Annotated in this window: 21 protein-coding genes; 13 read left to right on the top strand and 8 right to left on the bottom strand. The window is 70.6% G+C overall.

Annotated elements, in window-relative coordinates; all coding sequences use genetic code 11:
• Positions 1–8 precede the first annotated feature (8 nt).
• On the bottom strand, positions 9–1,502 hold the full coding sequence (locus tag AB0I59_RS18130; protein WP_358134053.1) for a TldD/PmbA family protein: 1,494 nt from the start codon (positions 1,500–1,502) through the stop codon (positions 9–11).
• 77 nt (positions 1,503–1,579) lie between these two features.
• Here AB0I59_RS18130 and AB0I59_RS18135 point away from each other — a divergent pair, with 77 nt between their 5' ends.
• A complete protein-coding gene (locus AB0I59_RS18135) occupies positions 1,580–2,284 on the top strand; it encodes a beta-ketoacyl-ACP reductase (protein WP_061255623.1) in 705 nt (234 codons plus the stop codon).
• A 79-nt stretch (positions 2,285–2,363) separates the two neighbouring features.
• Positions 2,364–3,128, top strand: coding sequence for an enoyl-ACP reductase FabI (fabI, locus tag AB0I59_RS18140; RefSeq protein ID WP_061255624.1), 765 nt, complete (start codon positions 2,364–2,366; stop codon positions 3,126–3,128).
• Between the two features lie 175 nt (positions 3,129–3,303).
• On the opposite strand, the gene AB0I59_RS18145 is transcribed toward fabI, so the two are convergent.
• Both AB0I59_RS18145 and AB0I59_RS18150 read right to left on the bottom strand, forming a co-directional pair.
• Positions 3,304–4,479 carry a collagen-like triple helix repeat-containing protein gene (locus AB0I59_RS18145; protein ID WP_358134056.1) on the bottom strand — a complete coding sequence of 392 codons (1,176 nt, stop codon included), beginning with the start codon at positions 4,477–4,479 and terminating at the stop codon, positions 3,304–3,306.
• A 376-nt stretch (positions 4,480–4,855) separates the two neighbouring features.
• The gene (locus tag AB0I59_RS18150; protein ID WP_061255626.1) at positions 4,856–5,794 is read right to left on the bottom strand and encodes an aldo/keto reductase; all 939 of its coding nucleotides are present in this window, start codon (positions 5,792–5,794) and stop codon (positions 4,856–4,858) included.
• 44 nt (positions 5,795–5,838) lie between these two features.
• On the opposite strand from AB0I59_RS18150, the gene AB0I59_RS18155 reads away from it, so the two are divergent.
• The 8 genes from AB0I59_RS18155 to AB0I59_RS18190 all read left to right on the top strand — a co-directional run bounded on the left by AB0I59_RS18155 (position 5,839) and on the right by AB0I59_RS18190 (position 13,303).
• Entirely contained in the window at positions 5,839–6,657 is an 819-nt protein-coding gene (locus AB0I59_RS18155; RefSeq protein ID WP_061255627.1) for an undecaprenyl-diphosphate phosphatase, read from the top strand.
• Positions 6,654–7,361, top strand: coding sequence for a histidine phosphatase family protein (locus AB0I59_RS18160; protein WP_061255628.1), 708 nt, complete (start codon positions 6,654–6,656; stop codon positions 7,359–7,361). The genes AB0I59_RS18155 and AB0I59_RS18160 overlap by 4 nt, the downstream gene beginning before the upstream one ends.
• A gap of 9 nt (positions 7,362–7,370) precedes the next feature.
• Entirely contained in the window at positions 7,371–7,943 is a 573-nt protein-coding gene (locus tag AB0I59_RS18165; RefSeq protein ID WP_358134060.1) for a DUF3090 family protein, read from the top strand.
• Positions 7,944–7,989: 46 nt separating this feature from the next.
• Positions 7,990–8,751: an SCO1664 family protein gene (locus AB0I59_RS18170; protein WP_358134063.1), complete on the top strand. Its 762-nt coding sequence runs from the start codon at positions 7,990–7,992 to the stop codon at positions 8,749–8,751.
• Between the two features lie 46 nt (positions 8,752–8,797).
• Positions 8,798–9,610 (top strand): NRDE family protein, encoded by an 813-nt coding sequence (locus tag AB0I59_RS18175; protein ID WP_358134066.1) that lies wholly within the window; start codon positions 8,798–8,800, stop codon positions 9,608–9,610.
• A 46-nt stretch (positions 9,611–9,656) separates the two neighbouring features.
• A complete protein-coding gene (mshC, locus tag AB0I59_RS18180) occupies positions 9,657–10,868 on the top strand; it encodes a cysteine--1-D-myo-inosityl 2-amino-2-deoxy-alpha-D-glucopyranoside ligase (RefSeq protein WP_061255632.1) in 1,212 nt (403 codons plus the stop codon).
• A 149-nt stretch (positions 10,869–11,017) separates the two neighbouring features.
• Positions 11,018–12,340 carry a GH39 family glycosyl hydrolase gene (locus AB0I59_RS18185; protein ID WP_358134069.1) on the top strand — a complete coding sequence of 441 codons (1,323 nt, stop codon included), beginning with the start codon at positions 11,018–11,020 and terminating at the stop codon, positions 12,338–12,340.
• A gap of 27 nt (positions 12,341–12,367) precedes the next feature.
• Positions 12,368–13,303, top strand: a complete 936-nt coding sequence (locus AB0I59_RS18190; RefSeq protein WP_061255634.1) for a glycosyltransferase family 2 protein — start codon at positions 12,368–12,370, stop codon at positions 13,301–13,303.
• Between the two features lie 22 nt (positions 13,304–13,325).
• Here AB0I59_RS18190 and AB0I59_RS18195 read toward each other — a convergent pair whose 3' ends face one another.
• Positions 13,326–14,105 carry a polysaccharide deacetylase family protein gene (locus AB0I59_RS18195; RefSeq protein WP_358134072.1) on the bottom strand — a complete coding sequence of 260 codons (780 nt, stop codon included), beginning with the start codon at positions 14,103–14,105 and terminating at the stop codon, positions 13,326–13,328.
• A gap of 133 nt (positions 14,106–14,238) precedes the next feature.
• Here AB0I59_RS18195 and AB0I59_RS18200 point away from each other — a divergent pair, with 133 nt between their 5' ends.
• Positions 14,239–15,174, top strand: a complete 936-nt coding sequence (locus AB0I59_RS18200; protein ID WP_358134075.1) for a glycosyltransferase family 2 protein — start codon at positions 14,239–14,241, stop codon at positions 15,172–15,174.
• 24 nt (positions 15,175–15,198) lie between these two features.
• Here the strand turns inward: AB0I59_RS18200 and AB0I59_RS18205 are convergent, their stop codons facing one another.
• A complete protein-coding gene (locus tag AB0I59_RS18205; RefSeq protein ID WP_358134078.1) occupies positions 15,199–16,326 on the bottom strand; it encodes a GNAT family N-acetyltransferase in 1,128 nt (375 codons plus the stop codon).
• Between the two features lie 53 nt (positions 16,327–16,379).
• Here AB0I59_RS18205 and AB0I59_RS18210 point away from each other — a divergent pair, with 53 nt between their 5' ends.
• The gene (locus tag AB0I59_RS18210; RefSeq protein ID WP_358134082.1) at positions 16,380–17,642 is read left to right on the top strand and encodes a cytochrome P450; all 1,263 of its coding nucleotides are present in this window, start codon (positions 16,380–16,382) and stop codon (positions 17,640–17,642) included.
• On the opposite strand, the gene AB0I59_RS18215 is transcribed toward AB0I59_RS18210, so the two are convergent.
• Positions 17,629–18,705, bottom strand: coding sequence for a GNAT family N-acetyltransferase (locus AB0I59_RS18215; RefSeq protein WP_358134085.1), 1,077 nt, complete (start codon positions 18,703–18,705; stop codon positions 17,629–17,631). The two genes, AB0I59_RS18210 and AB0I59_RS18215, sit on opposite strands and share 14 nt — an antisense overlap.
• Before the next feature lie 158 nt (positions 18,706–18,863).
• On the opposite strand from AB0I59_RS18215, the gene AB0I59_RS18220 reads away from it, so the two are divergent.
• Positions 18,864–20,171, top strand: coding sequence for a xylan 1,4-beta-xylosidase (locus tag AB0I59_RS18220; RefSeq protein ID WP_358134088.1), 1,308 nt, complete (start codon positions 18,864–18,866; stop codon positions 20,169–20,171).
• Positions 20,172–20,174: 3 nt separating this feature from the next.
• On the opposite strand, the gene AB0I59_RS18225 is transcribed toward AB0I59_RS18220, so the two are convergent.
• Positions 20,175–23,756 (bottom strand): lipopolysaccharide biosynthesis protein, encoded by a 3,582-nt coding sequence (locus tag AB0I59_RS18225; protein ID WP_358134090.1) that lies wholly within the window; start codon positions 23,754–23,756, stop codon positions 20,175–20,177.
• A gap of 154 nt (positions 23,757–23,910) precedes the next feature.
• A complete protein-coding gene (locus AB0I59_RS18230; RefSeq protein WP_358134093.1) occupies positions 23,911–24,636 on the bottom strand; it encodes a glycosyltransferase family 2 protein in 726 nt (241 codons plus the stop codon).
• Between the last annotated feature and the right edge of the window lie 247 nt (positions 24,637–24,883).

Here is a 24,883-nt window from a genome sequence, read left to right on the forward strand (position 1 = left end):
GCGCTCGCTCACTTGCCGCCCTCCTGCACCGTGTTGAGGATCCGGACGCCCCGGAACAGCGCCGAGGGCGTGCCGTGGCTGACCGGCGCGACCTGCCCCGGCTGGCCCTTGCCGCAGTTGAACGCGCCGCCGAGCACGTACGTCTCCGGCCCGCCGACGGCCTCCATGGACCGCCAGAAGTCGGTCGTCGTCGCCTGGTAGGCGACGTCGCGGAGCTGACCGGCCAGCTTGCCGTTCTCGATCCGGTAGAAGCGCTGGCCGGTGAACTGGAAGTTGTAGCGCTGCATGTCGATCGACCAGCTCTTGTCGCCCACGATGTAGACACCCCGCTCCACGCGGGAGATGAGCTCCTCGGTCGAGGGGCCGCCCTCGGCCGGCCGGAGGGACACGTTGGCCATCCGCTGCATCGGCACGTGGCCGGGGGAGTCGGCGAACGCGCAGCCGTTGGACCGCCCGAGGTCCTTCAGAAGGGCCATCCGCCGGTCGAGCTGGTAGCCCACCAGGGTGCCGTCGCGGACGATGTCGAACGCCTGTCCCTCGACGCCCTCGTCGTCCCAGCCGACCGTGGCCAGGCCGTGTTCCGCCGTGCGGTCGCCCACGACGTTCATGACCGGCGAGCCGTACCGCAGAGTGCCGAGTTGGTCGAACGTGGCGAAGGAGGTGCCGGCGTACGCCGCCTCGTAGCCGAGCGCGCGGTCCAGCTCGGTCGCGTGGCCGATCGACTCGTGGATGGTCAGCCACAGGTTCGACGGGTCGATCACCAGGTCGTACGCGCCCGCCTCGACCGACGGGGCCTTCAGCTTCTCGGTGAGCAGGTCGGGGATCTCGGCGAGTTCGGCGGGGAAGTCCCAGCCGGTGCCCGTGAGGTATTCGAAGCCGCGGCCGGCCGGCGGCGCCAGCGTGCGCATGTCGTCGAACCGGTCGCCGTCGGATCGCATCGCGGTCAGCGCAGGAAACACCCGGACTCGCTGCTGCGTGGTGACCGTGCCCGCCGTGTCGGCGTAGAACTTCTGCTCCTTGACCTGCATCAGCGAGGCCGAGACGTGGTCGACCCGGCCGAGCAGGCCCGAGGACCAGCCGCCGAGCAGCTCCACCTTGTCGCGCAGCGGCACGTCGAACGGGTCCACGTCGTAAGCGGACACCCATGTGACGTCGGAGTAGACGGGCTCGGGCGCGAGCTCGACGGGCTCCCTGTTGATGGGGGCGCTCACCGCGGCCACCCGCACGGCCTCCTCGGCGGCGCGGACCGCGGCCTCCGGCGTCAGCTCGACGCCGGACGCGAACCCCCATGTGCCATCCTTGATCACCCGTACGGCGAAGCCGAGATCGTCGGCGTCCATGGACCCTTCGAGACGGGCGTCGAACAGGCGCAGGGTCTCTGAGCGCACCCGCTCCAGGCGGAACGCGGCGTGCTCGGCGCCCAGGTCACGGGCGCGCTGCAGGGCCGCGTCCGCCAGTCGCCTGAGTGGCAGGGCGAGAAAATCGGGATCGATCTGGCGCATGTCCACGATCCTAACCCTGTGATCTTGTGCCCAGCGGACAAGAGGATTACCGGACGGTAGCCGATAGCGTCGCGTGCATGGCTCGTTCTGTTCTCGTCACCGGCGGCAACCGTGGCATCGGTCTCGCCATCGCCCGTGAGCTCGCCGCCGCCGGCGACGCCGTCGCCGTCACCTACCGCTCTGGACAGCCCCCGCAGGGGCTGTTCGGCGTCCGCTGCGACGTGACCGACTCCGCGGACGTGGACGCCGCCTTCGAGAAGGCCGAGGCCGAGCACGGCCCGGTGGAGGTCGTGGTCGCCAACGCAGGGATCACCAAGGACACGCTGCTGCCGTTGATGAAGGAGGAGACCTTCACCGACGTCATCGACACCAACCTGACCGGCGCGTACCGCGTCGCGAAGCGGGCCGTGCGGCCGATGCTGCGGCTCAAGCGCGGCAGGATCGTGCTGATCTCCTCGGTCGTCGCCATGCTCGGGTCGGCCGGCCAGACGAACTACGCCGCGTCGAAGGCCGGGCTGATCGGATTCGGCCGGTCGCTGGCCAGGGAGCTCGCCTCGCGCGGCATCACGGTCAACGTCGTCGCGCCGGGGTTCGTCGAGACCGACATGACCGCCGTGCTCGACGACGCCCAGCAGGAGCTGATCCGCAAGAACATCCCGCTCGGACGGCAGGCCACCGCCGAGGAGATCGCGAAGGTCGTCAGGTTCCTGGCGAGTGACGACGCCTCCTACGTCACCGGCGCGGTCATTCCCGTGGACGGTGGCCTCGGAATGGGTCACTGACTTCCTGGAAGCATTCCGGAGGCATTCCGGGACGGACGAGAACGGGTGGCCGAGGGCCACCTGGAACTGGAGCTGACACATGGGTCTGCTGGACGGCAAACGACTGCTGGTCACCGGCGTCCTCACCGACTCCTCGATCGCCTACAACGTGGCGAAGCTCGCTCAGGAGGAGGGCGCGACCATCGTGCTGACCGGCTTCGGCCGCCTCAGCCTGGTGGAGCGCATCGCCAGGCGGCTGCCCGAGCCGCCGCCGGTGATCGAGCTGGACGTGCAGAACACCGAGCACCTCGACACGCTCGCCGACCGCGTGGGCGAGCACCTGGGCGGGCTGGACGGCGTCGTCCACTCCATCGGCTTCGCGCCGCAGACGTGCCTGGGCGGCAACTTCCTCAACACCACCTGGGAGGACGTGGCGACCGCCGTCCACGTCTCCACCTACTCGTTCAAGTCGCTCGCCGTGGCGTGCCTTCCGCTGATGAAGGGCGGCGGCTCGATCGTCGGCCTCGACTTCGACGCCAGCAAGGCGTGGCCCGTCTACGACTGGATGGGCGTGGCCAAGGCCGGCCTGGAGTCCTGCTCCCGCTATCTCGCGCGGGACCTCGGCACGCACGGCATCCGGGTCAACCTGGTCGCCGCCGGTCCGCTGCGCACCATGGCCGCCAAGAGCATCCCGGGCTTCCAGGAGTTCGAGGAGAGCTGGCCGTCCAAGGCTCCCCTCGGCTGGGACCTGACCGACACCGAGCCCGCGGCCCGGGCCTGCCTCGCCCTGCTGTCCGACTGGTTCCCCGCCACCACCGGGGAGATCGTGCACGTCGACGGCGGCGTGCACGCCATGGGAGCCTGACCCCCGCGTCCGTCCCGGCGCCGTCGCACCCGTCGTGCGGCGGCGCCGTTCCATGCCAGCCGGTCCCATGGCGCAGGCCGCCCCGGCCCTCGTCGTCCGGTCTCTGTTCGCGGACCGTGTGCGGACCGTGTGCGGATCGTGGTCCGGCTGCCTCCGGGCCGTCCTCAGGCGGCCTTCAGGCCATGCGGTGGCGCCCGGGGGTGCCGGTGAGCCGCACACCCTCGAACGGCATCGTCTCCGGCAGGTTCGCGCGGGCCCGGCGGGCCGACACCACGCGGGTGGCGAGCACGGCGGACAGCAGCAGCGCCGCGGTCAGCGCCGTCTCCACCATGTCGTACGGCCGGCGCGACCGGATCGGCTCGCCCTTCATGTGGGTGGCGAGCCCCGGGACGTACTGCCCCGGCCACAGCAGCGGGATGCCCACGTCGTCCGGGTTCACGGAAAGATCCACCGGGCGGATGGGCTTGCCTCCGTCGATGAAGTTCGGCCGGTTGTCCGGTGGCCGGGTCGGCTCGGTCGGAAGAGTGCCGTCCGCTGTCTCGCCGTGGAGGTTCTCGCCGTGGGCGGACTCGCTCTCCTCGCCGTCGGCGGGCTTGGCCGTCCCGCCCTCGGAGGGATCGCAGTGGGCGCCCGCGACCACCGGGAGGCAGGTGCCGCCGACGGTCTGGGCCAGCCCGTCCGTGAGATCCACCGCGCCGTTCACCGCGCCGCCGACCGCATCGCCGACCGTGCTCCCGGCCGAACCCGAGGAACCGGCGGACGATCCCGCGCCGCCGACCGCGTCGCCGAGCCCCTTGACCGTTCCGCTGAGCGTGCCGGTCACGCCGCCGACCGTGTCGCCGAGGGTGCCGGTCACGCCGCCGACCGTGTCGCCCAGGGTGCCGGTCACGCCGCCGACCGTGTCGCCCAGGGTGCCGGTCACGCCGCCGACCGTGTCGCCCAGGGTGCCGGTCACACCGCCGACCGTGTCCCCGAGGGAGCCGGTGAGCCCGCCGACCGTGTCGGTCACGCCGCCCACGGTCTTGCCCAGCGTGCCCGTCACGCCGCTCACCGTCTTGCCGAGCGTGCCGGTCACGCCGTTGACGGTGCCGTTGACCGTACCGGTCACCCCGCCGACCGTGTCGTCGACCACGGCGCCGAGCCCTGAGGTGGCCCCGCCGGTCACCGCGTTCAGCGTGCCGGTCGCGCCGTGGACCACCGAGCACAGGCCGTTGGTCACGTCGGACAGCAGCCCGCCGCCGGCGCAGTCGGCCGCCTGAGCGGGCTCGGCCGCCAGCAGGGGGACTCCCACGCTGAGGGCAACCGCCAGCGCCCCCGCAGAGATCGCGGACGCATGACGTCCGACCTCCATATGCTCCCCTTCCCCAATCCCGGACTCGTCGTCATCCCACCCTCAGGGCGTGTCCGGTGCCTCACGCCCGCCATGCGCGGCCTCGCCGGCGCCTCGCCACGCCGACGCCGCATTCACGGGCGCGAGCCGCGCCCGGGATCGTGATGGGCGGCATGTGCCGAACACTCCCTACGGCTCCCACTCTTTTCCCAAGCGCCCGGATTTTTCGCCGAAAGTTGCGATTCGGTATCGACGCGTGATACGCGAGAAGAACTCTCGTTTTTTACGGTGAGCATCCGGAGGATGCCGACGGGGCACGGAACAGCGGTCCGGGGACGGGGCAGGCCGCCGATGTCAGGGGCCTCTCACAAAGCGTGTCTCAGGAGGGTGTGCCGCCTCAGGAGTCGGAGACGTCGTCCAGGGCTTCGCGGATCTCCCACGGAAGGGTGAGCTTCTCGGCCTGGAGAACACCGAGCAACTGCGCGTGCGTGCGCGCGCCCACGACGGCGGACGACACGCCCGGCCGGTCGCGCACCCAGGAAAGGGCCACAGCGAGCGGCGACACGCCGAGGCCGTCGGCCGCCGTCGCCACCGACTCCACGATCCTGCGGCAGCGGTCGTCGAGGTACGGCGTGACGAACTCGGCGAAGTGCGGTGTCGCGGCGCGGGAGTCCGCCGGGATGCCGGTGCGGTACTTGCCGGTCAGCACGCCCCGCCCCAGCGGCGACCACGCCAGGAAGCCCGCGCCGACGTGCCCGGCGGCCGGGAGCAGCTCCTGCTCGGGCTCGCGGGCGAGGAGGGAGTACTCCGCCTGGGAGCAGACGATCGGCGCCCGCGACTCGCCCGAGCGCTGCCACACCGCCGCCGCGGCGAGCTGCCACCCCGCGTAGTCGCACACCCCGGCGTAGGCCGTGCGACCCGAGGAGACCGCGAGATCGACGGCGGCGAGCGTCTCCTCAAGGGGAACGTCGGGGTCGAAGGCGTGCAGCTGCCACAGGTCCACATCGTCCAGCCCCAGCCGGGACAGGGAGGCGTCCAGCGCCCGGATCAGGTGCCGCCGCGACGCGTCGCGGCCGCCGTCTGCGGTCAGCACGGCCTTGGTCGAGATCACCAGGTCGTCGCGCCGCACCACGTCCCGCATGAGCCGGCCGATCAGGAGTTCGGCGTCGCCGCCCCCGTAGACGTCGGCCGTGTCGACCAGCGTGCCGCCCGCCTCGACGAACGCGGTGAGTTGCGCGGTCGCCTCCTCGGCCCCGGTGTCGCGGGCCCAGGTCATCGTGCCGAGCCCCACCCGGGACACCGAGAGACCGCTGCGCCCGACAAGTCGCTGATCCATTGTTAGGCCAGATTAGCGCGTCGGACAGTTTAGGCTGGCCCATCGTGGACTCTCTCCAGGCCATCGTGCTCGGGATCGTGCAGGGGCTCACCGAATTCCTGCCGATCTCCAGCTCCGCGCACCTGCTGATCGTGCCGAAGCTCCTGGGGTGGTCCGACCCCGGCGCGGCCTTCACCGCGGTGATCCAGTTAGGCACCATGCTGGCGGTGCTGATCTACTTCTGGCGCGACATCGTACGGATCTTCTGGACCTGGCTGCGGAGCCTGTGGACCCCCGACCTGCGCGGCCACCTGGACGCCCGGATGGGCTGGTACATCGGCCTCGGGACGATCCCCATCGGCGTCGCCGGCCTGCTGTTCAAGGACGCGATCGAGGGCCCGGCGCGCAACCTGTGGCTGAACGCGAGCATGCTCATCGTCTTCGGCCTCCTGCTGCTCACCGCCGACCAGATGGGCAGGAAGAAGAAGGAGGTCGCCGACCTCGGCCTGCGCGACGGTCTGATCATCGGCGCCTGGCAGATGCTGCCCCTGGTCCCCGGCGCCTCCCGGTCGGGTTCCACCATGACGGGCGCCATGTTCCTCGGCTACACGCGCGAGGCCGCGGCCCGCTACTCCTTCCTCCTGTCCATCCCCGCGGTGGTCCTGTCCGGACTGTTCGAGCTGCGCCACATGGGCGACGGGGGAGGGGTGGCGCCGGTGCCGACCGCGATCGCGACCATCGTCTCGTTCGTCGTCGGGTACGCCTCCATCGCCTGGCTGTTGCGTTACGTCGCCAAGCATTCGACCATCGTGTTCGTGGTCTACCGGGTCTTCGCGGGCACCTTCCTGCTCACGCTCCTCTCGCTGGGAGTGATCTCCTCATGACGACCCTCCTGCTCCTGCGGCACGGCCTCACCGCGATGACGGGGCCGGTGCTCGCGGGCTGGACGCCGGGCGTCCACCTCGACGAGCGCGGGCGGCGGCAGGCGGAGGCGCTCGCCGGGCGGCTCGCCCCGCTCGACCTCGACGCCGTCGTCTCCAGCCCGCTCGAACGCTGCCAGGAGACGGCGCTCGCCGTGGCGCTGCGGCAGGAGCGGTGCAATACGGTCCAGACCGACGACCGCTTCGGGGAGTGCGGCTACGGCGACTGGACCGGCCGGCCGATCGAGGAGCTGGTCCGGGAGCCGCTCTGGCAGGTCGTCCAGGCGCATCCGAGCGCCGCCGTGTTCCCCGGCGGCGAGGCGCTGGCCGACGCCCAGAGCCGGGCCGTACGCGCGGTCCGCGAGTGGAACGACCGACTGGGAGAGAAGGCGACCTACGCCGTCTGCACCCACGGCGACGTGATCAAGGCGATCGTCGCCGACGCGCTCGGGCTGCACCTCGACCAGTTCCAGCGGATCAACGCCTATCCCGCGTCGTTGACCGTGATCCGCTACACCCCCTTGCGCCCCTTCCTGCTCAGGCTCAACGACATCGGAGGGGACGTGGCCGATCTGATTCCTCCGAGCGAGGTTCCGGGGGAACCGGACGGGGGAGAAAACATCACCGGGAGCGATGCCGCCGTCGGCGGCGGACCCGGGACCACGTAAGGTCGGGTTATGCCGGTCTTCGACTACGATCCGCCTGACAGGTTCGTGGCCGGTGCCGTCGGGCAACCGGGAGCACGGGCCTTCTTCCTGCAGGCCCGTGGCCAGGGCAGGGTCACCACCGTCGCGCTCGAGAAGTTCCAGGTCGCCGTGCTCGCCGACCGACTCGACGAGCTGCTCGACGAGGTGCTGCGCCGTACCGGCGGCCGTGCCCCCGTCCCGGCCGCGGCCCCGGTCGAACTTGCCGACGACGCCCCGCTCGACCTGCCGATCGACGAGGACTTCCGGGTCGGCACCATGGCGCTCGCATGGGATCCCGAGACCTCCCAGGTGATCATCGAGGCGCAGGAGGCCACGGAGGCCGAGGCCGAGGACGAGGACGAGGTGTTCGACACCGACGAGCCCGAGCCCGCCGTCCTGCGGGTGCGGATCAGTCCCGCGGCGGCCCGCGCCTTCAGCCGCCGGGCACTCGACCTCGTCGCCGCCGGCCGCCCGCCGTGCCCGCTGTGCGGGCAGCCCCTGGAGCCCGAGGGGCACATCTGCGTCCGTCTCAACGGTCACCACCCCGGGGGAATGTCGGCGTGAGCGAGCGAACCAGTGAACGCGGGAGCGGGTCGGGCGGGAGGGCCGGATGACAGCGGAGAGCGATCCGGCCGTCAGCACGCAGGAGGGTGCCGGGCTGGACGACGCCACGGCGCTTCGCCTGCTGCGCGACGGCGCGCTGGAGGTGGCGGGCCGCCTGGTCGAGGCCACCAACATGACGCTCTACTGTTCGGTTCGTCTGGGTGAGCTCGTCGCCGCGTGCGTGTACAAGCCGGTCCGCGGCGAGCGGCCCTTGTGGGACTTCCCCGACGGCACACTGGCCGCCCGCGAGGTCGCGGCCTACGAGGTGGCGGCGGCCACCGGGTGGCGGATCGTCCCGCCGACGGTCTATCGCGACGGCCCGTTCGGGCCGGGGATGGTCCAGCTGTGGATCGACACCGACCCGGAGGCCGACCTCATCTCCCTGGTGCGCGGCCGGACCCCCGCGCTGCGCCGCATGGCCGTCTTCGACGCCGTCGTCAACAACGCCGACCGCAAGGGCGGGCACCTGCTGCCGCTGCCCGACGGGCACATCTACGGCGTCGACCACGGGGTCTGCTTCTCGGTTGAGGACAAGCTCCGCACCGTGCTGTGGCAGTGGCGCGGCAAGCCGCTCTCCCGCGAGGCGGTCTCCGTCCTGGTCCATCTGGAGGGCGAGATCGACCGCGGACGCCTGGGGCGGCGCCTGCGGGAGCTCCTCACCCAGTCCGAGGTTGAGGCGACATGGGAGCGGGTCCGGCGGCTGATCGACGCCGGGACGCATCCGTACCCGTCCGAGGACTGGCCGGCGGTTCCGTGGCCACCGATCTGAAACATCCCGGATACTTGTGCAAATCGTTTGAAACCATGCACTCTGCATGAGTCTCTACCGATTCTGGAGGGAACGGGCATTGTGTACGGTGATCGTCAGCGTGGACCCCGAGGCCCGCGTGCCGGTGGTTCTCGTGGGTGTCAGGGACGAGTTCGTGGCGCGGCAGTGGATGTCCCCGGCCCGGCACTGGCCGGACCACCCCGGCCTGATCGGCGGGCGTGACCTGCGGGCGGGCGGCACCTGGCTGGCCGTCGATCCGGCTTCCCGGCGGGTGGCCGCCCTGTTGAACGGGCAGGGGATCGCGGCGCCGGAGGATGTCCGCCGCTCCCGGGGCGACCTTCCGCTCCGCGCCGCCGCGGCGGGAGAGCTGCCGCGGCTGGATCTCACCTCCTACGATCCCTTCCATCTCGTCGTGGGCGGCATCGACGGCGTCCGGCTGTGGAGCTGGAACGGCGAGCGGGTGTCGGAGGAGAAGCTCCCCGCGGGCGTGCACATGATCGTCAACTGCGGCTGGGAGCAGTGCAAGGACAATCCGCGCGTCTCCTGGTTTCGGCCCCGGTTCGCGGCGGCCGCACGGCCGGCGCGGATGGGCTCCGGGTCCCTCACCAGGTTCTGGGGCGAATGGCTTCCCCTGGCGTCGGGAGACGGGCTGGCCCTGGACGATCCCCGGGCCCTGGTGTTCCGGGCGACGACCGAGGACGGCCAGATCTTCGGGTCGCTCTCGATCACGCTGATCGCCCTGGCTGACGAGGGCGTACGCTACGACTTCTGCCCGGTTCCCGGAGATCCCTCGTCCTGGCATCAGGTCGAGACGGGTGACCGGCCCCACCCGATGAAGCGTGGGAGATATGTCGGATAACCGCCCGGGTGATCCGAGCTCTCCCCGGCGCGGATAGGCTCGGTTCATGCGATCGTGGTCTGCTCCGAACATCCCCAAGCTGCCCGGTTCGGGCCTCCCTCTCCGCCTGTACGACACCGCCGCTCGTGAGGTCCGTGGGACCAGGCCGCAGGGCGAGGCCAGGATGTACGTCTGCGGCATCACGCCCTATGACGCGACCCACCTGGGGCACGCCAACACCTACCTCGCCTTCGACCTGGTGAACCGGGCGTGGCGGGACGCGGGCCACGAGGTCCACTACACCCAGAACTCCACGGACGTCGACGATCCGCTGCTGGAACGCGCCGAGGCGACGGGTGTGGACTGGCAGGAGCTCGCCGAGCGCGAGATCGAGCTCTTCCGCACCGACATGGAGGCGCTCCGCATCGTCCCGCCCCGCGAGTACGTCGGGGTGACCGAGGTCGTCGACCAGGTCGTGGAGCTGATCGCCAGGCTCGGCGACCGGGGCGCGACCTACCGCCTCGACGACGACGTGTACTTCTCGGTGGCGGCGGCGCCCAAGTTCGGCGCGGTCTCCGGCTATTCCGAGGAGCAGATGCTGGAGCTGTTCGGCGAGCGCGGCGGCGATCCCGGCCGCGAGGGCAAGCGCCACCCGCTCGACTGGCTGCTGTGGCGCGGCCACCGTCCGGGTGAGCCGTCGTGGCCCTCCCCGTTCGGCCCGGGCCGTCCCGGCTGGCACGTCGAGTGCACGGCGATCGCGCTGGCGAACCTCGGCACCGGGTTCGACGTGGCCGGCGGCGGCTCCGACCTGATCTTCCCGCACCACGAGATGGGCGCCTGCGAGGGGCATGTGGCGACCGGCGAGTGGCCGTTCGCCCGCGCGTACGTCCACGCCGGGATGGTCGCGCTGGACGGCGAGAAGATGTCCAAGTCCAAGGGCAACCTCGTCTTCGTCTCCAAGCTGCGCCAGGTCGCCGATCCCATGGTCGTACGGCTCGCGCTGCTGGACCGGCACTACCGGTCCGACTGGGAGTGGACCCCGGACCAGCTCGCCGAGGCCGAGGCAAGGCTGGCGCGGTGGCGGTCGGCCGTCGCCCGTCCCTCGGGTCCGGACGGGCGGGCCGTGCTCGACCAGGTCAGGGAGCGGATCGCCGCCGACCTGGACGCGCCGGGAGCGCTGCAGGCGATCGACCGGTGGGCCGCCGAGGAGGGCACCGACACGGAGGCCCCGGCTCTGGTGAGGGACGTCGCCGACGCGCTGCTCGGGATCGCCCTGTGACGACCGCGCGGGCGGAACCGCCGACAGTCAGCTGATTTTCAAGATTTTCTCAGGCCCGTCTCAACCTTGGCTGCTTCCGTGAGGAGTGCTATAGCGTTGATCGGAGACCGGGGGGCTCCGGGTGTGAGCCGGCTCAAAGGGGAGACACCGTGCGTGTTCGATTCCGCCGATGGGCCGGCACCGCCGCCGGTGCGACGCTAATGGGGCTGATCCTCATCGCGTGCACGCTGGGAAACGGCACGTCCAGCCGGGCGGTCTCCACGACGGAGGTCACCGCCACCGAGGCGGCGACGACCGCGTCCACGTGGCCGGTCTTCGGGTTCACGCACACGCAGTACACCGTGGACTACGGTCGGCAGCAGGCGCTCAGGACGGTGCACAACGCGATCGCCGAGAAGCGCGTCCTGCAGAACCAGCACATCATGGGGTTCGGCGCGCTAAACCCCGAGCCCAGTCCGGGCAAGTACGACTTCGCCAGCCTGGACGACCGGATGGAGCTGATCCGTAAGACCCGCGGCATCCCCGTCATCACGCTGTGCTGCGCGCCCGACTGGATGAAGGGCGGCTCGCCGGGCGAGACCGACTGGAACCGGATCGAGGCGGCGCCGCTCCCCGGTCACTACCAGGACTTCGCCGACCTGGCGGCCAAGGTCGCCAGGAGATACCCGGACGTCACCCACTTCATCGTGTGGAACGAGCTCAAGGGTTTCTTCGACGAGGACAAGCATCGGTGGAACTACGAGGGTTACACCGACATGTACAACCGGGTCTACAAAGCGCTGAAGGACGTCAATCCGAAGATCGAGGTCGGCGGTCCCTATCCCGCGCTCGGCGGCTTCGACGCGCCGTCGGAGTTGCACGGCGACTGGGGCAACGTGGACCAGCGGGTGCTCGACGCCCTGCGTTACTGGATCAGGCACAACAAGGGCGCGGACTTCATCGTCGTCGACGGGACGTCCGAGAGCGACAAGGGGCTGGTCCCCGACGAGTTCGGCGCGCTGAAGAAGTTCTCCGCCGTCAACGGGTGGCTGCGCCGGCACACCGACCTGCCGATCTGGTGGGCGGAGTGGTACGCCGAGCCGGCCGACTCGGGCTGGCCGGAGAACAAGCGGCTCGCCGTGCACGCCGCCGCGATGATGGAGTTCGCCCGCAGCCGGACGGCCGCCGCCCTCTACTGGAGCCGCCAGGAGGAGGGCGAGGAGTGCCCCGAGGGCTGTCTGTGGACGAGTCCGCGCGCGGGTGGGGGCGGAAAGCCCACCGCGCTGCTCCGCCTCCTGCAGGAATTCGCCCGATCGTTCCCGCAGGGCACCAAGACGGTGCCGGTCGACGTCGCGCCCTCGTCCGTACTGGCGCTCGCCCAGCGGGCGCGGATCGTCGTGGTGAACACACAGGACAAAGCGGTCAAAGCCACGGTCGACGGAAAAGAGGTCGATCTGTCGCCTTATGAGGTGCGCTGGATTTCCCGCGTGTGATAACCCGCTCAGGTAGCATTTTTCAGCATGAGCGACCACAATTGGCCTTCCGTTGCGGCCGTCATCACCACTCGCGGTGACCGCGCCGACTTTCTCCGGGAGGCGATCGAATCGATCGTCGCCCAGGACTATCCGGGTCGAATCAATGTAATGGTGGTATTCGACCGCGCCGAGCCCGACGAGAGTCTCACCGAGCTGGGAGACGGGCCGATGCGCGAGGTGCGCGTCATGCTCAGCGACCGGCCTCCCGGCTCCTCCGCGAGCAGGAACGCCGGGATCCTCGCCACCGAATCCGACCTGGTCGGGTTCTGCGACGACGACGACTCCTGGTTGCCCGGCAAGCTCAGGAGCCAGGTCACCGCCCTGCGGTCGCGGCCCCGCGCGTTGTTCGCCTCCTGCGGGGCGATCACGACGTACGACGGATGGTCCGCGGAGTGCATGTGGTCCAAGCCGCAGATCGCGCACGCCGACCTGCTCGTCTCCCGGGTGAAGGAGGCGAACACCGACTCCTTCCTCGCCTACCGCAGCGCGCTGCTCGGCCCGATCGGGCTGTTCTCCGAGGAGATCCCCGGCGGGTTCGCCGAGGACTACGAGATGCTGCTGCGCGCCGCGCGGCACTCGCCCATCGTCTACGCGCACGAGGTGGGGGTCCGGGTCCGCGGTCACGGCCGGACGTCGCACTTCACCGGGAACTGGGAGACCATCGCGTCGGCGAACGAGTGGCTGCTCGACGCCTACCCCGAGTTCAGGTCGGAGCGCCGCGGGTTCGCGCGCATCGCGGGCCAGATCAGCCTCGCCTGGGGCATGCTCGGCCGGCGCGGCACCGCCATGCGCTGGGCCGTGCGCGCCTTCCTCGCCAGCCCGCTGGAGATCCGGTCGTACGTCGTGACGGCGCTGGCGATGCGCGCCGTGAGCAGGTCGTGGGTCCAGCGCCGCCTCGACGCCATCGGGGCCACTTCCTAGGCGTACGCTCCGGAGCGCGTGTCTAGATGTGCACGCTGTCGGCGATCCGGGCGATGCCGTCGATCAGCGGCGGTATCGCCCCGATGTGCCCTGCCGTACGGACCGGCCGGATCCGCCGGACCATGGTGCGCAGCCACTTCTCGGCCGGGGCGGCGTGCAGCCGGAGCGAGCCGAACCCGTCGCCGATGCAGGCCCTGGTGAAGGCGTAGGGCCCCTGGTCGCGGTACGGATCCACCGTCACGCAGCCGTAGGTGTAACCGGCGGCCCGGACCGCGTCCAGGACACGGACGTCGGCGGCGCCGTACGGATAGCAGATGCCGTCGGCGGGCTGGCCGGTGATGTCCCGCAGGATCTCGCGGCTGCGGGACAGCTCGTCCGCGAGTCCCTGGTCGTCCAGCGTGGTCAGCGAGGTGTGGGTCAGTCCGTGGGACGCGATCTCCATCCCGGCGTCGGCGGCCTCGCGGAGGTGGTCGGCGCCCATCAGCTCCTTGCGCGGGCCGGGCTGGTCCCATTTGTTGAACTGGCTGAGCAGCCCCGACACGATGTACAGGCTCGCGGTGAAGTCGTACCGCCGGAGGATCGGGAGCGCCTGCTCCATGAAATCGACGTAACCGTCGTCGAACGTGAGCGCGATCATGCCGCTCGGGTCGTCGGCGGAGAGCAGCTCCCGCATCGTGACACCGCGTTTGTCCTGCTTGTAGATCCATCTGATCTGCGACTCGAAATTCTCCGGAGTGACAGTCAGGGTGTAGGGATCGTACGTGTAGTGATCGATTGAGTGGTACATCCAGATCGCAGGCACGCAAGAAGTCTAGAGAATTCATTTACTCGGCCTTCGAGTTCGTGATCGCATCGTGACCAGGATGCTTCGCGGCGAAAGCCGCACGTTCCCGCAAACCCCATGAATAACAGATCGCGCTGCTACGATCACGGTCATGAGCGAACAGCGCCTGCCTTCGGTGGCGGCTGTCATCTGCACTCGAGGGGACCGCGCCGAGCTCCTGCGGGAGGCGGTGGACTCGATCGTTCATCAGGATTACGCGGGCCCGATCACCATCATGGTGGTGTTCGACCGCGCCGTGCCCGACGAGAGTCTCACCGAGCTGGGAGACGGGCCGACGCGCGAGGTGCGCGTCATGCTCAGCGACCGGCCTCCCGGCTCCTCGGCCTGCAGGAACGCCGGGATCCTCGCCACCGAGTCCGACCTGGTCGGGTTCTGCGACGACGACGACTCCTGGTTGCCCGGCAAGCTGACCGCGCAGGTGGCCGAGCTCGTACGGCGTCCCGAGGCGGGTTCCGTGGCCTGCGGCGCCGTCACGATCCACGACGGCTGGACCTCCGAGTGCGTCTGGGACAAGCCGGAGATCACGTTCTCCGACCTGCTGCGCTCCCGGGTGAAGGAGGCCTCGCCCTCCTCGTTCGTGGTCCGCCGTGAGCTGCTGCTCGGCTCCGTGGGGATGTTCTCCGAGGAGATCCCCGGCGGGTTCGCGGAGGACTACGAGATCCTGCTGCGCATGGCGGGGCATTCCCCCGTGGTGTACGTGCGCCAGGTCGGGGTGCAGGTCCGGGTGCAGGGGCGCACCTCGCACTTCACCGGCAACTGGGCGGTCATCGCCGAGGCGCTGGAGTGGCTGCTCGCCGAGTATCCCGCGTTCTCCGGGGTTCGCCGCGGGTATGCCAGGCTGGCCGGGCAGATCGCCCTGTCCAAGGGGATGCTGGGCGAGCGGAGGGAGTCGCTGCGCTGGGCCTCCCGGGCGTTTCGCGCCAGCCCGCTCGAGATCCGCTCCTACGTGGTCGCGGCGATGGCCCTGCACGCGGTCAGCCGGTCCTGGGTGCTCGCGCGGCTCGCCGCCGCCGGCGCCACCAGCTGAACCGGCGTCATCCCGTTCTCCCGCTCATCCCGCCGACTCCGTCGCGCCGCCCTCGCCGCGCGGCTGCGCCGCGGTCTTCCCGCGCAGGTTCCCGTAACGTCGAAGCACCCGGTCCGCGATGCCGTACAGGCGGGGCCGGTCCAGGATGTACTGCTTCGCGCCGCGCACCGGTGAGTTCCTGACCCAGTGCAACGCGGCGCCCGCCGAGCGGCGGCGGACGCACCCCTCGCCCACCATGTGGCCGCTCGTCCGCAGGTTCTGCTTGTAGTCGTCGCCCTTGCTGACGCTCCAGTCCATCTGGGTGATCCCGTCCTGCGCCGCGGCCTTGGCCATCAGCAGGTGCTGGACGAGCCCGGGGGAGTACTTGGAGTACTCGGCGTCGTACGCGGGGAACCAGCCGGCGAGGAGCGGGCCCGAGCGCAGGCCGATGTGCCCGGCGATCGGCGCGTCCCCGGCGTACAGCATGGTCAGCAGCCCGGCGCAGCCCGGCGCCCGGCTGGCGTGCAGCCGCTCGACCAGCTCCACCACCCACGGCTGCCCGAACCGGTCCTGACGGCCGATCCGGCGGTACTGGCTCGACTTCCACCGCATCAGCGTGCGCAGGTCGCCGATGTCGGCGCTGTGCAGTTCCACCCGCAGCGGCCCGACGTCGCGGCCGAGCTTGCGTTCGCGGTAGAGGCCCATCTTCAGCGTGCGGGGGGCGTTGGCCTTCACCTTCGCGAGGTAGTCGTCGTAGCCGCCGCCCACGTCGATGAGCACCGACTCCGCCTCGACGGTCGCGAACGGGGCGAACCAGGGCTGCCCGCCGACCAGGAACTCGAACTCCCAGACGTCCAACCGGGAGCCGCGGAGCAGCGCCGCCGGGTCGAAGCCCGCCCCGGGCCGGTGGACGACCCCCTGCGCCAGCGAGACCCAGCCGGCGATCGGCCTGCCCACCCCGAGCGGGTGCCGTTCGAAGGGGAAGAAGCCGACGGTCTCGTTCCCCTCGGTGAGCACCGCGACGAACGCGTCGTCCCGCACCTCGCCGACGGCCATGGTGAATTCCGGGGACAGAAACGGGCTGGCCAAATGAGGTTGGGAGTCCTGCATCGACCGCCATTCCGCCTGTTCGCCGGGGCCGAGCTCATGGGGGCGGATGACCGAGATCTGCATGAGATCCTTTCGCGGCGGGGGGAATGCCCATTGTAGGGCGACAGAATGCCGCGATGTGGGATCCTTTGGGAGTGAAGCTCATCGCTGATCTCGACATCGCGAAGCTGGACTTCTGGGAGCGGCCCGTCTCCGAGCGGCACGAGGCTTTCGCGTGGCTCAGGGAGCAGGAGCGTCCTTTGTTCTTCGCCCAGCCCAAGGTTCCCTTGGCGCGCGCGGGCAAGGGTTTCCACGCACTGGTACGCCACGCGGACGTGACCGAGGCGAGCAGGAACGGCGCGGTATTCGCCAACAGTCCAGCGGTTACTAATCCAGAACCACCCAAATGGGTGAAATACATCTATGGCGACTCCTTGGAGAACAAGGACGCGCCCGAACACACCCGGTTGCGGCGCATCGTCTCCAGGGCTTTCGCCCCCCGGATGATGGCGCGGCTGGAAGAGCACATGCGGCGCCGCGCGGAGGAGGCCGTGTCGGCCCTCGCCGCCGCCGGTCCCGGCGACTTCGTCGAGCTGGTCACGCAGACGTACACCACCCATGTCGTCTGCGACCTGCTGGGCATCCCGGACGCCGACCGCCCGCAGGTCCTGCGCTGGGTACGCGACACGGTGGAGTACCAGGCGGTACGCAGCGACCCCAAGGGCATGCTGCGGCACGCGGCGAAGAACACCAGGGCCACCTTCGGCCTGCGCAACCTGGTGATCCGGCTGGGCAGGGAGCGCAGGAAGGAGCCCGGCGACGATGTCATCTCGGCCCTGGCGGGCGCCGACGTCGAGGGCGAGCGGCTGACCGGCATGGAGCTGGGCGCGTTCTTCCTGCTTCTCGTGGTGGCCGGCATCGACACCCCCGGGCACACCATGTCGCACGCCCTCGCGCTGCTCAGCGAGCATCCCGACCAGCGCGAGCTGCTGCTCTCGGACTACGACAGGTACATGCCGGGCGCCGTGGACGAGATCGTGCGGTACGCCTCGCCCATCACGCAGCTCCAGCGGACCGTCACCGCGGAGTACGAGCTGCGCGGGCAGCGGCTGGCGCCCGGAGACAAGGTGGTGCTCTTCTACAACTCGGCGAACAGGGACGAGCGGGTCTTCACCGACCCCGACGTCTTCGACATCTCGCGGGGCCCCAACCCGCACGTCGCCTTCGGCGGTCCGGGCGCCCACTACTGCCTGGGCGCCCATCTGGCCAAGCGCGAGCTGACCGTGCTCTTCCAGGAACTGTTCACCCGCCTGCCGGACGTCCGGCTCGCCGCGCCCCCCGAGCCCATGGTGTCCACGTTCAACAACGCGATCAGGCGGCTGCCCGTCACGTTTTCGTGAGCCGCGCGTAGCCCTTGAGCACGCGGTCCGCCTTGTCGCGCAGGAAGGGGTTGGCCAGCACCGTGTTGCGGAGCGTCCGTACGGGCGTGCTGGCCAGCCAGTGCAGGCCCGCGGCCGGTGAGAGGCGGGCCACCCGGCCCTCGGCCACCTCCAGGTCGTGGGTCTTGAGCTTCTCCTTGTAGTCCTTCTCGCCCCGGCCCATGTCGATCAGCGTCAGCCCCGTCGCGGCGAAGTCCCTGGCGATGTCCAGGTGCATGACCATGCCGGGGGAGTACCGCGCGTACTCCACGTCGTAGGTGGGGAACCACATGCACAGCCGGCTCCCCGTGCGCACGCCGAAGTGACCGGCGATCAACCGCTCCCCGGCGTACAGCAGGGACAGGCTGCCGGCGAACCGGTCGGTGCGGATCGCGTGCAGCCGCTCCACGAGCTCGACGATCCACGGATGCGCGAACCGGTCCATGCGGCCGGTGCGGCGGTATTGGGCCGACTTCCAGGCGAGCAGTTCGCGCAGCGCGGCGCCGTCGGAGGACTCGGCGACGTGCCGGACCTCGCCCACCTCCCGGCCGAGCCGTCCCCGCTGGTAGCGCGTCATCTTGTGCGTCTTGGGGGAGCGCCGCCGCAGCGTGGCGAGGTAGGCGTCGAATCCGTCGCCGATGTCGATGGCGGGCGAGGGGAAGCGGGCGGCGTGATGGGGGACGAACATCGGCTGCCCGACGTGGAGGTGGTCGAACTCCCAGGTGGCGAGGCCGCTCGCGCGCAGCAACCGGGTGGCGTCGATTTCGAGGCCCTGGGCGTACACCATGCCCTGGAGATCGGTGAGGCCCGCGCCGACCGGCCGCCCGATGCCCAGGCGGTGTTTCTCGAACGGAAAGAATCCCGCGATTCCGGAACCGTCGCTCACGACGGCGACGCGCACGTATGGGCGAAGGCTCCCGACGGTCTGGACGAACTCGGGGGAGAGAAAGGGATTGTCCTGCTCCGGATCCGCGTCCTGGAACTTTCGCCATCGGTCGAGTTCCGGCTCACCGAGGTCGTTGGGGTGGATCACAGAAATCTGCACCACGCCATAATCTCGCTTTAAACCCGATAAGCGACCCCAAACGCCCGCAAGGCCCATCTCGCATCGATATTCTTTCGCGCGTGGGACGGCATTCGAGTGGTATCGCGCTGCCTCGTTGGCCGCTTGCCCTCGGCCTGATTGTGATCATGGTTGCCGCGATGGCCGCGATTCTGGGAGGAGCCGCCGCCCGGCGCTCCGGCGCCAAGCCCACGCCGCGCCCGGCCGTGGCGGTGGCGCCGCTGTCCTTCGACCAGGCCCGTACGCCGGAACGATGGCCCCGGTGGGGGATGACGCACACGCAGTACAGCGTCACCGAGGACGGGCCCGCGGCGGCGGAACGGGCGCGTGAGGCGCTCGGCGCGCGGGCCGTGGTGCAGAACCAGCACATCATGGGGTTCGGGGCGGGCAATCCGGAGCCGAAGCCGGGAGAGTACGACTTCTCCTCGCTCGACGAGCGGGTCAGGCTCATGGCGGAGACCGGCGCCGCCCCCGTCATCACCCTCTGCTGCGCACCCGACTGGATGAAGGGCGGGCGTTCCGGCGACACCGACTGGAGCCTGCTGGAGATCGCGCCGCGCCACGAGCACTTCCCCGACTTCGCCCGGCTCGCCGCCGCCGTGGCCCGGCGCTACCCGAACGTCCGCCACTTCATCGTGTGGAACGAGTTCAAGGGGTTCTGGGACGGCCCGCGCCGGGAGTGGAACGCCGCCGCCTACACGGAGCTCTACAACCAGGTGTACGACGCGCTCAAGGCGGTGAACCCGGAGATCAAGGTGGGCGGGCCCTACGTGCCGGTGTCCAGCCAGGCCGGGGACGCGGCCGCCTCCGAGGTCGCGGGGCCCTGGGGCTCGGTGGACCGCAAGGTGCTGAAGGCCGTGGAGTACTGGCTGCGCCACAAGCGGGGCGCGGACTTCGTCGTCGTGGACGGCGGGGTGACCTCCGAGGACGGGCGGGCCCGGCCGGACGAGTTCACCGCGCTCGGCAAATTCGGCGCGATGACCAGGTGGCTGCGCGAGCACTCCGACCTGCCCGTGTGGTGGGCCGAGTTCTATCCCCTGCCCTGCGCCTCCCTGGAGCCCGGCGGCTCGTGCCTGGCCCTCACCTGGGACGAGCGGCGCCGTACGGCGGTGACGGCGGTCGCGCTGATCGAGCTGGCGGAAGGCGGCGCGGACACCGCGCTCTACTGGGACACGCACCGGCCGAAGACCCGGGACTGCCCGCTGTGCCTGTGGTCCGGCGACGACGGCGCGCCCACGGAGTCCCTGGCGCTGCTCCAGGACTTCGCCCGCTGGTTCCCCGAAGGGACGGAGCCCGTCGCGGTGGACGTCTCCGTCCCCCAGGTGCGCGTGCTCGCGCGGGACGGCCGGATGGTCGTCGTGAACACCACGGACGGCAGGCTCGCGGCGCGCGTGGACGGCGGCGCCGTGACGCTGGGGCCGTACGAGGTGCGGTGGATGGACCGCTGACGGTCACAGCCCGAGGCTGACGAAGCGCTCGACCACGACGGCCACCGCGATCACCAGCAGGACGACCGAGATCTGGAGGAGCCGGCGGCGGGCCCGCGTCCGGGGCGATCCGGAGAGCCGCATCGTCTCGGCCGCGATCAGTGTGCCGATGAACAGGACGGCGGCGGCGACGCCCACCGGTGTCCACGTCGTGACGCCCGGCGGTGTCACGGTGAGGTCGGGCGCGGGCGGCACGGAGCCCGCCGGCGGGCGGCGCAGCGCGTACACCGCGGCGTCCTCGTCGGAGTACAGCGTGACCAGGTCGGGTGAGGCGGCCATCGCGGCGCGGATCCGGACGCCCCAGCCAGGGGCGAACCCGCTGCCGAGCGGGTCGGTGACCTCCATCATGGTCTCCTGGTTACGCGCGGCGAGGAGGAACGAGCCGGGCCCCGTCTCGCGCAGCGCAGCCACGATCGGCGCGGTGTCGGACGGATCGACCGGCGCCGAGACGCCCAGCCACTCGATCCGCTCGACGTGCTTCTCCCGCCACGGGATCACGCTGTAGGCGAGGTCTCCGGTGACGGTGCCGGGCTTCTCCTCCATGGGGGTCAGCATCAGGACGCGCGCGCTCGGCTTGTCATGGGCGTAGATGTAGTCGAGCGCCGCGATCTCGCCGGAGGAGACCCGCTCGAACTGCTCGTTGCCGTACTTGGCGACGTAGAAGCCGCCGGCGAGGGCAAGGGCGGTCACGAAGGCGAGCACCATCGGCAGCCGTGCCCGGAGCCGCACCAGGACGGAGCGGGCGACCTGGCCCTCGCGGACCTCGCGCAGCCGCACGCTGTCCGGCGAGTTGGGGAAGAACGCGTACGCGGCGAGCAGGCAGGCTCCCGGCAGCATGAAGAAGTAGACACGCAGCCCCATCTCGCCGCCGTAGCTCTGCATGGCCATGGCCGACACCGGCATGACCGTCAGCACCAGGGCGACCCGGTCGATCACCTTGCGGCGCAGCCGGCGCAGCAGGCCGATCCCGGCGAGCAGCGCGAGCACCCCGGCGAAGCCGAGCCGCACCTTCAGGACGACGGAGTGCAGCGGGTCTCCGGTGGAGGCGGCGATCCGGCCGGTGGTGTTCGAGCTCAGGTTGCTCACGAGCGACCCGAACGCGCCGAACATGTCCCCCAGATGGCCCGCCCAGTACGGCGTGGCCAGGTAGCTCACCCAGGCGACGGCCAGGGCGCCGACCAGCCAGGGCAGCGTGCCGAGGGAGCAGCGCCGTACGATCACCAGACCGAGGCAGGCCGAGGCCATCATGAACGGCGTGATCTGGTGGCTGGCGGTGGCGGCGGCGCCCAGCAGGATCAGCACCAGGAACAGCACGATCCGGGTCATCGAGTCGGCGGGGCGGGACGTGAACTCGCCGGGATCCGCCTCGTCGAGGCGGCGGACCAGGCGGCCGAGCAGGCTCCTCGGCGCCCTGCCGGTGTCGGCGCGTTCCTCGCGGCCGAACCAGGTGAGCAGGATCGCCAGGAACAGCAGGTACATGAGGTACGTGGTGCCCTGCGGGGAGAAGTAGTCCTGGCCGATCCACTGGAGGGTGACGAACAGGATCGCGGCCAGCCACTTCGCCCGCCGGTCGGCCCGCATCCTGCGCAGGATCAGCAGGAGAGGGATGAGGTAGAGGACGTTCGAGGCGACGGGGTACCAGTTCATGAACTGGCGGAGGTCGTCCATGCCGAGCGCGCTGCCGACGAAGGCGAACAGCGTGAAGAACCCGGGCCAGCTGAAGCGGGCGTCCAGCCCGGGAAGGGTCTCCCCGCTCCTGGCGATGAACTCCACGAACCCGGCGTGCAGCCACGCCGTCGGAAAGCGGGGCTCCGGGGAGACGAGCGCCGAGGCGCCGTGCAGGCAGAAGGCGATGGCGAAGAGCTGCAGGAGCAGCAGGACCGGACGGTAACGAGGCTGCGAGAGCGTCACGAAGAACGACGCGACCAGCAGCGCCAGGCCGCCGAGCGCCGCGGGGGGGAGCACGGAGATCAGGCCGAGGCCGTTCATCCGGTCGAGATCGACGCCCGTCAGCCGGCTCGGCGGGGAGACCATCGCGAACACGAAGATCGCGAACCCCTCCACCGCCAGCACCGGCAGCACCCACCGCCTCGCCCGCTCGGGCCAGCCGGACGGCGCGCCGTCCGAAGAGGTCGCTCGCACGGGCGCGAGGAGGTGGCTGACGCGGTCGCCGATCGTGGTCACGAAGACCATCATGCGGGAGACGGGGTCCGTCGCGGCGCGCCCCGGAACGATCAGCGCGCGCAGGAGCGAGGGCGCGATCGCGGTCGCCACCGCGAGCTGGGCGACGAGGACGGCCACGCCGACGCCGTCGATCCCGAGCCGGGGCAGCAGCAGGAAGGTGCCGCTGAACGCGAGGGCGCACATCGCGCCCTGCACGACGGCGAGGGTCCTGACGCGGCTGCGCGCCCGGAGGACGCCGATGTAGATCTCGATCACGGCCCGGGGCAGCGCGGCCAGCGCGATGAGCCGCAGCAGGCCGGTGGCGTGCTCCGCGTGCCCCGGCCCGAAGACCGCCATGATGTACGGCGCCAGCACGACGGTGGCGAGCACGGCCGGGCCGAGGACCATGAACGCGCGGGCGAGGGCGCGGCGGCCGTGCTGGGCGAGCATGGCCGTGTCGAAGACACTCTCCACGGTCAGCGAGGCGGCCATCGTGAAGGCCAGCATCTCCAGGATGCCGCCCAGCATCCCGGTGCTGTAGTAGTAGTTGTACGTCGTCGCGTCGACATGGACGCCCACGATCACGGGCAGCAGGTACGTGACCGCGAGGATGAACGTGGAGCCCAGATAGTCGCCCGCGAGGAAGCGGCCGACCGCGCGCACCGTGGGCGGTGTCCGGTCCGCGGTGTCGCGCGCGTGCCTCGGGACGAGCCTGCGGAACATCAGCAGGTTGACCGGCAGCACGGAGATCGCGACCGCGACCACCCAGGACACCGTGATCCCCTGCCGGGGCAGGATCCAGGACAGCGCGACCAGCAGCACGATCTTGACCAGGCTGGACCCGATCGTGCTGAAGGGGACCCAGGTGGCCTTCCGCAAGCCGGTCAGGGCGACGTCCTGGAGGGTGAAGACCACCCAGACGAGGACCGCGCCCGCGAACAGCGCCCCCGGGCCGAACCCGGCCAGGTCGCGGTAGTTGTCCCCCCACCGGTCCAGGGTGAACAGGAACACCACGGTCGCCAGGCCGGCCGCGGCGAGGGAGACCAGGTAGACCGAGCGGATGAACCGGCCGGTAGCACGGCCGGTGTCCGGGACGAACCGCGTCAGGGTGCCGACGAAGCCGAACGACGTGATCGCCGCGAGGAGGCGCATCGCCCCGATCACCGCCATCGCGCGGCCGCCGTTCGCGGTGTCGTACAAGCGGGCCGCGAGCACCCAGTAGACCAGGCCGAGCGCGCCGGATCCGGCCGCGCTCACCATGAGCGCGTACGCGTTGCGCAGGAGGGGGTCGCGCAGGCCGAGGGTGAAGCGTCCGCGGGGCGTGCGCCCCGGATCCTCCCGCGTCACGTCGTCGGGCGTCGTGCGGGGGAGGATCTCAGTCACGGGCTCGCTTCCAGCGGTACAGCGGGCACTCCCACGTCGGGCCGGTCAACGGGAACGCGTCGTGCCGAGCCGGGCGGCAGGACCCACGTGATTGTCCGGCAGGACACCGCCGCGCCGCAACCGGTACCGCGAAGCGGCGAGACCTCCGGAACGATCACGCGGCCCCCTGGTCCGCCGCGGCGGGCGGGGCCTGGGCGGACGTCCGGTCCGGTACGGGCGCCCCGCCGCCGCGCTCGCGCACGATGGTCTTGAGCACCCGCCATCCGTCCCGGATCGCGCGCAGGTTGCTCGCGCCGTGGATGCGGCTGCGCTCGTGGCTGGGGATCTCGTGCACCCGCAGCCCGGCCTTGGCGGCGCGGATGTTCATGAGCGTCTCGACCTCGAAACCGTCGCAGTCGAGGCCGAGGGCGTCGAGGTGGCGGGCCCAGAAGGCGTTGTAGCCGTAGCACAGGTCGGTGTAGCGGGTGCCGTACAGCCGGTTGACCAGGGTGCTGAGCACGAAGTTGCCGAACCGCCTGCAGAGCGTGATGTCGTCGCTCCCGCCGCCGCTGGCGAACCGCGACCCCTTGGCGTAGTCGGCGCCCGCGACCAGCGCGCCGACGAACCTGATGATCTCCCGCCCGTCGGTGGAGCCGTCCGCGTCGATCATCACGATGATGTCGCCCGTGCAGGCGGCGAATCCGGCGGCCAGCGCGTCGCCCTTGCCCTTGCCGCTCTGCTGGACCACCCGCAGGCCGGGCCGCAGCCGCCGGGCCACCGCGACGGTGTCGTCGGTCGAGTTGCCGTCGACGAGCACGACCTCGCTCACCCAACGGGGAAGGGTCGCGAAGACGTGCGGGAGGTTCTCCGCCTCGTTGAGAGCGGGCACGACGACGCTCACGCGCGGAGAGATCGCCATATCGGGCGTTAGGCGGATAAAACCGTCACTGGACGACTTGTGAGTGAGTGTCGTTAAATGTGAACGGGAGAGAGATTTGGTGCTCTCGGGGTTCATGTTATGTGGATCCTCCGGGGCATTCGGGGCATGGTGCTGGCGGCGTCGTCGGCGCGGGGGCACGTTGCCCGTCGCTATCAGCGAGGACGTTGGAACGTACTGGATAGGTCTCGCGACGGCCCGGTTCGGTTGG

It is taken from the genome of Microtetraspora glauca, from assembly GCF_040656155.1.
Lineage (GTDB): Bacteria > Actinomycetota > Actinomycetes > Streptosporangiales > Streptosporangiaceae > Microtetraspora > Microtetraspora glauca.

What these genes read in the sequence shown, in the direction of transcription:
- AB0I59_RS18130 (WP_358134053.1), bottom strand. Translation starts at nt 1,502, where the DNA reads ATGCGCCAGATCGATCCCGATTTTCTCGCCCTGCCACTCAGGCGACTG.
- AB0I59_RS18135 (WP_061255623.1), top strand. Translation starts at nt 1,580, where the DNA reads ATGGCTCGTTCTGTTCTCGTCACCGGCGGCAACCGTGGCATCGGTCTC.
- fabI (WP_061255624.1), top strand. Translation starts at nt 2,364, where the DNA reads ATGGGTCTGCTGGACGGCAAACGACTGCTGGTCACCGGCGTCCTCACC.
- AB0I59_RS18145 (WP_358134056.1), bottom strand. Translation starts at nt 4,479, where the DNA reads ATGGAGGTCGGACGTCATGCGTCCGCGATCTCTGCGGGGGCGCTGGCG.
- AB0I59_RS18150 (WP_061255626.1), bottom strand. Translation starts at nt 5,794, where the DNA reads ATGGATCAGCGACTTGTCGGGCGCAGCGGTCTCTCGGTGTCCCGGGTG.
- AB0I59_RS18160 (WP_061255628.1), top strand. Translation starts at nt 6,654, where the DNA reads ATGACGACCCTCCTGCTCCTGCGGCACGGCCTCACCGCGATGACGGGG.
- AB0I59_RS18165 (WP_358134060.1), top strand. Translation starts at nt 7,371, where the DNA reads ATGCCGGTCTTCGACTACGATCCGCCTGACAGGTTCGTGGCCGGTGCC.
- AB0I59_RS18170 (WP_358134063.1), top strand. Translation starts at nt 7,990, where the DNA reads ATGACAGCGGAGAGCGATCCGGCCGTCAGCACGCAGGAGGGTGCCGGG.
- AB0I59_RS18175 (WP_358134066.1), top strand. Translation starts at nt 8,798, where the DNA reads ATGAGTCTCTACCGATTCTGGAGGGAACGGGCATTGTGTACGGTGATC.
- mshC (WP_061255632.1), top strand. Translation starts at nt 9,657, where the DNA reads ATGCGATCGTGGTCTGCTCCGAACATCCCCAAGCTGCCCGGTTCGGGC.
- AB0I59_RS18190 (WP_061255634.1), top strand. Translation starts at nt 12,368, where the DNA reads ATGAGCGACCACAATTGGCCTTCCGTTGCGGCCGTCATCACCACTCGC.
- AB0I59_RS18200 (WP_358134075.1), top strand. Translation starts at nt 14,239, where the DNA reads ATGAGCGAACAGCGCCTGCCTTCGGTGGCGGCTGTCATCTGCACTCGA.
- AB0I59_RS18205 (WP_358134078.1), bottom strand. Translation starts at nt 16,326, where the DNA reads ATGCAGATCTCGGTCATCCGCCCCCATGAGCTCGGCCCCGGCGAACAG.
- AB0I59_RS18210 (WP_358134082.1), top strand. Translation starts at nt 16,380, where the DNA reads ATGTGGGATCCTTTGGGAGTGAAGCTCATCGCTGATCTCGACATCGCG.
- AB0I59_RS18220 (WP_358134088.1), top strand. Translation starts at nt 18,864, where the DNA reads ATGGCCGCGATTCTGGGAGGAGCCGCCGCCCGGCGCTCCGGCGCCAAG.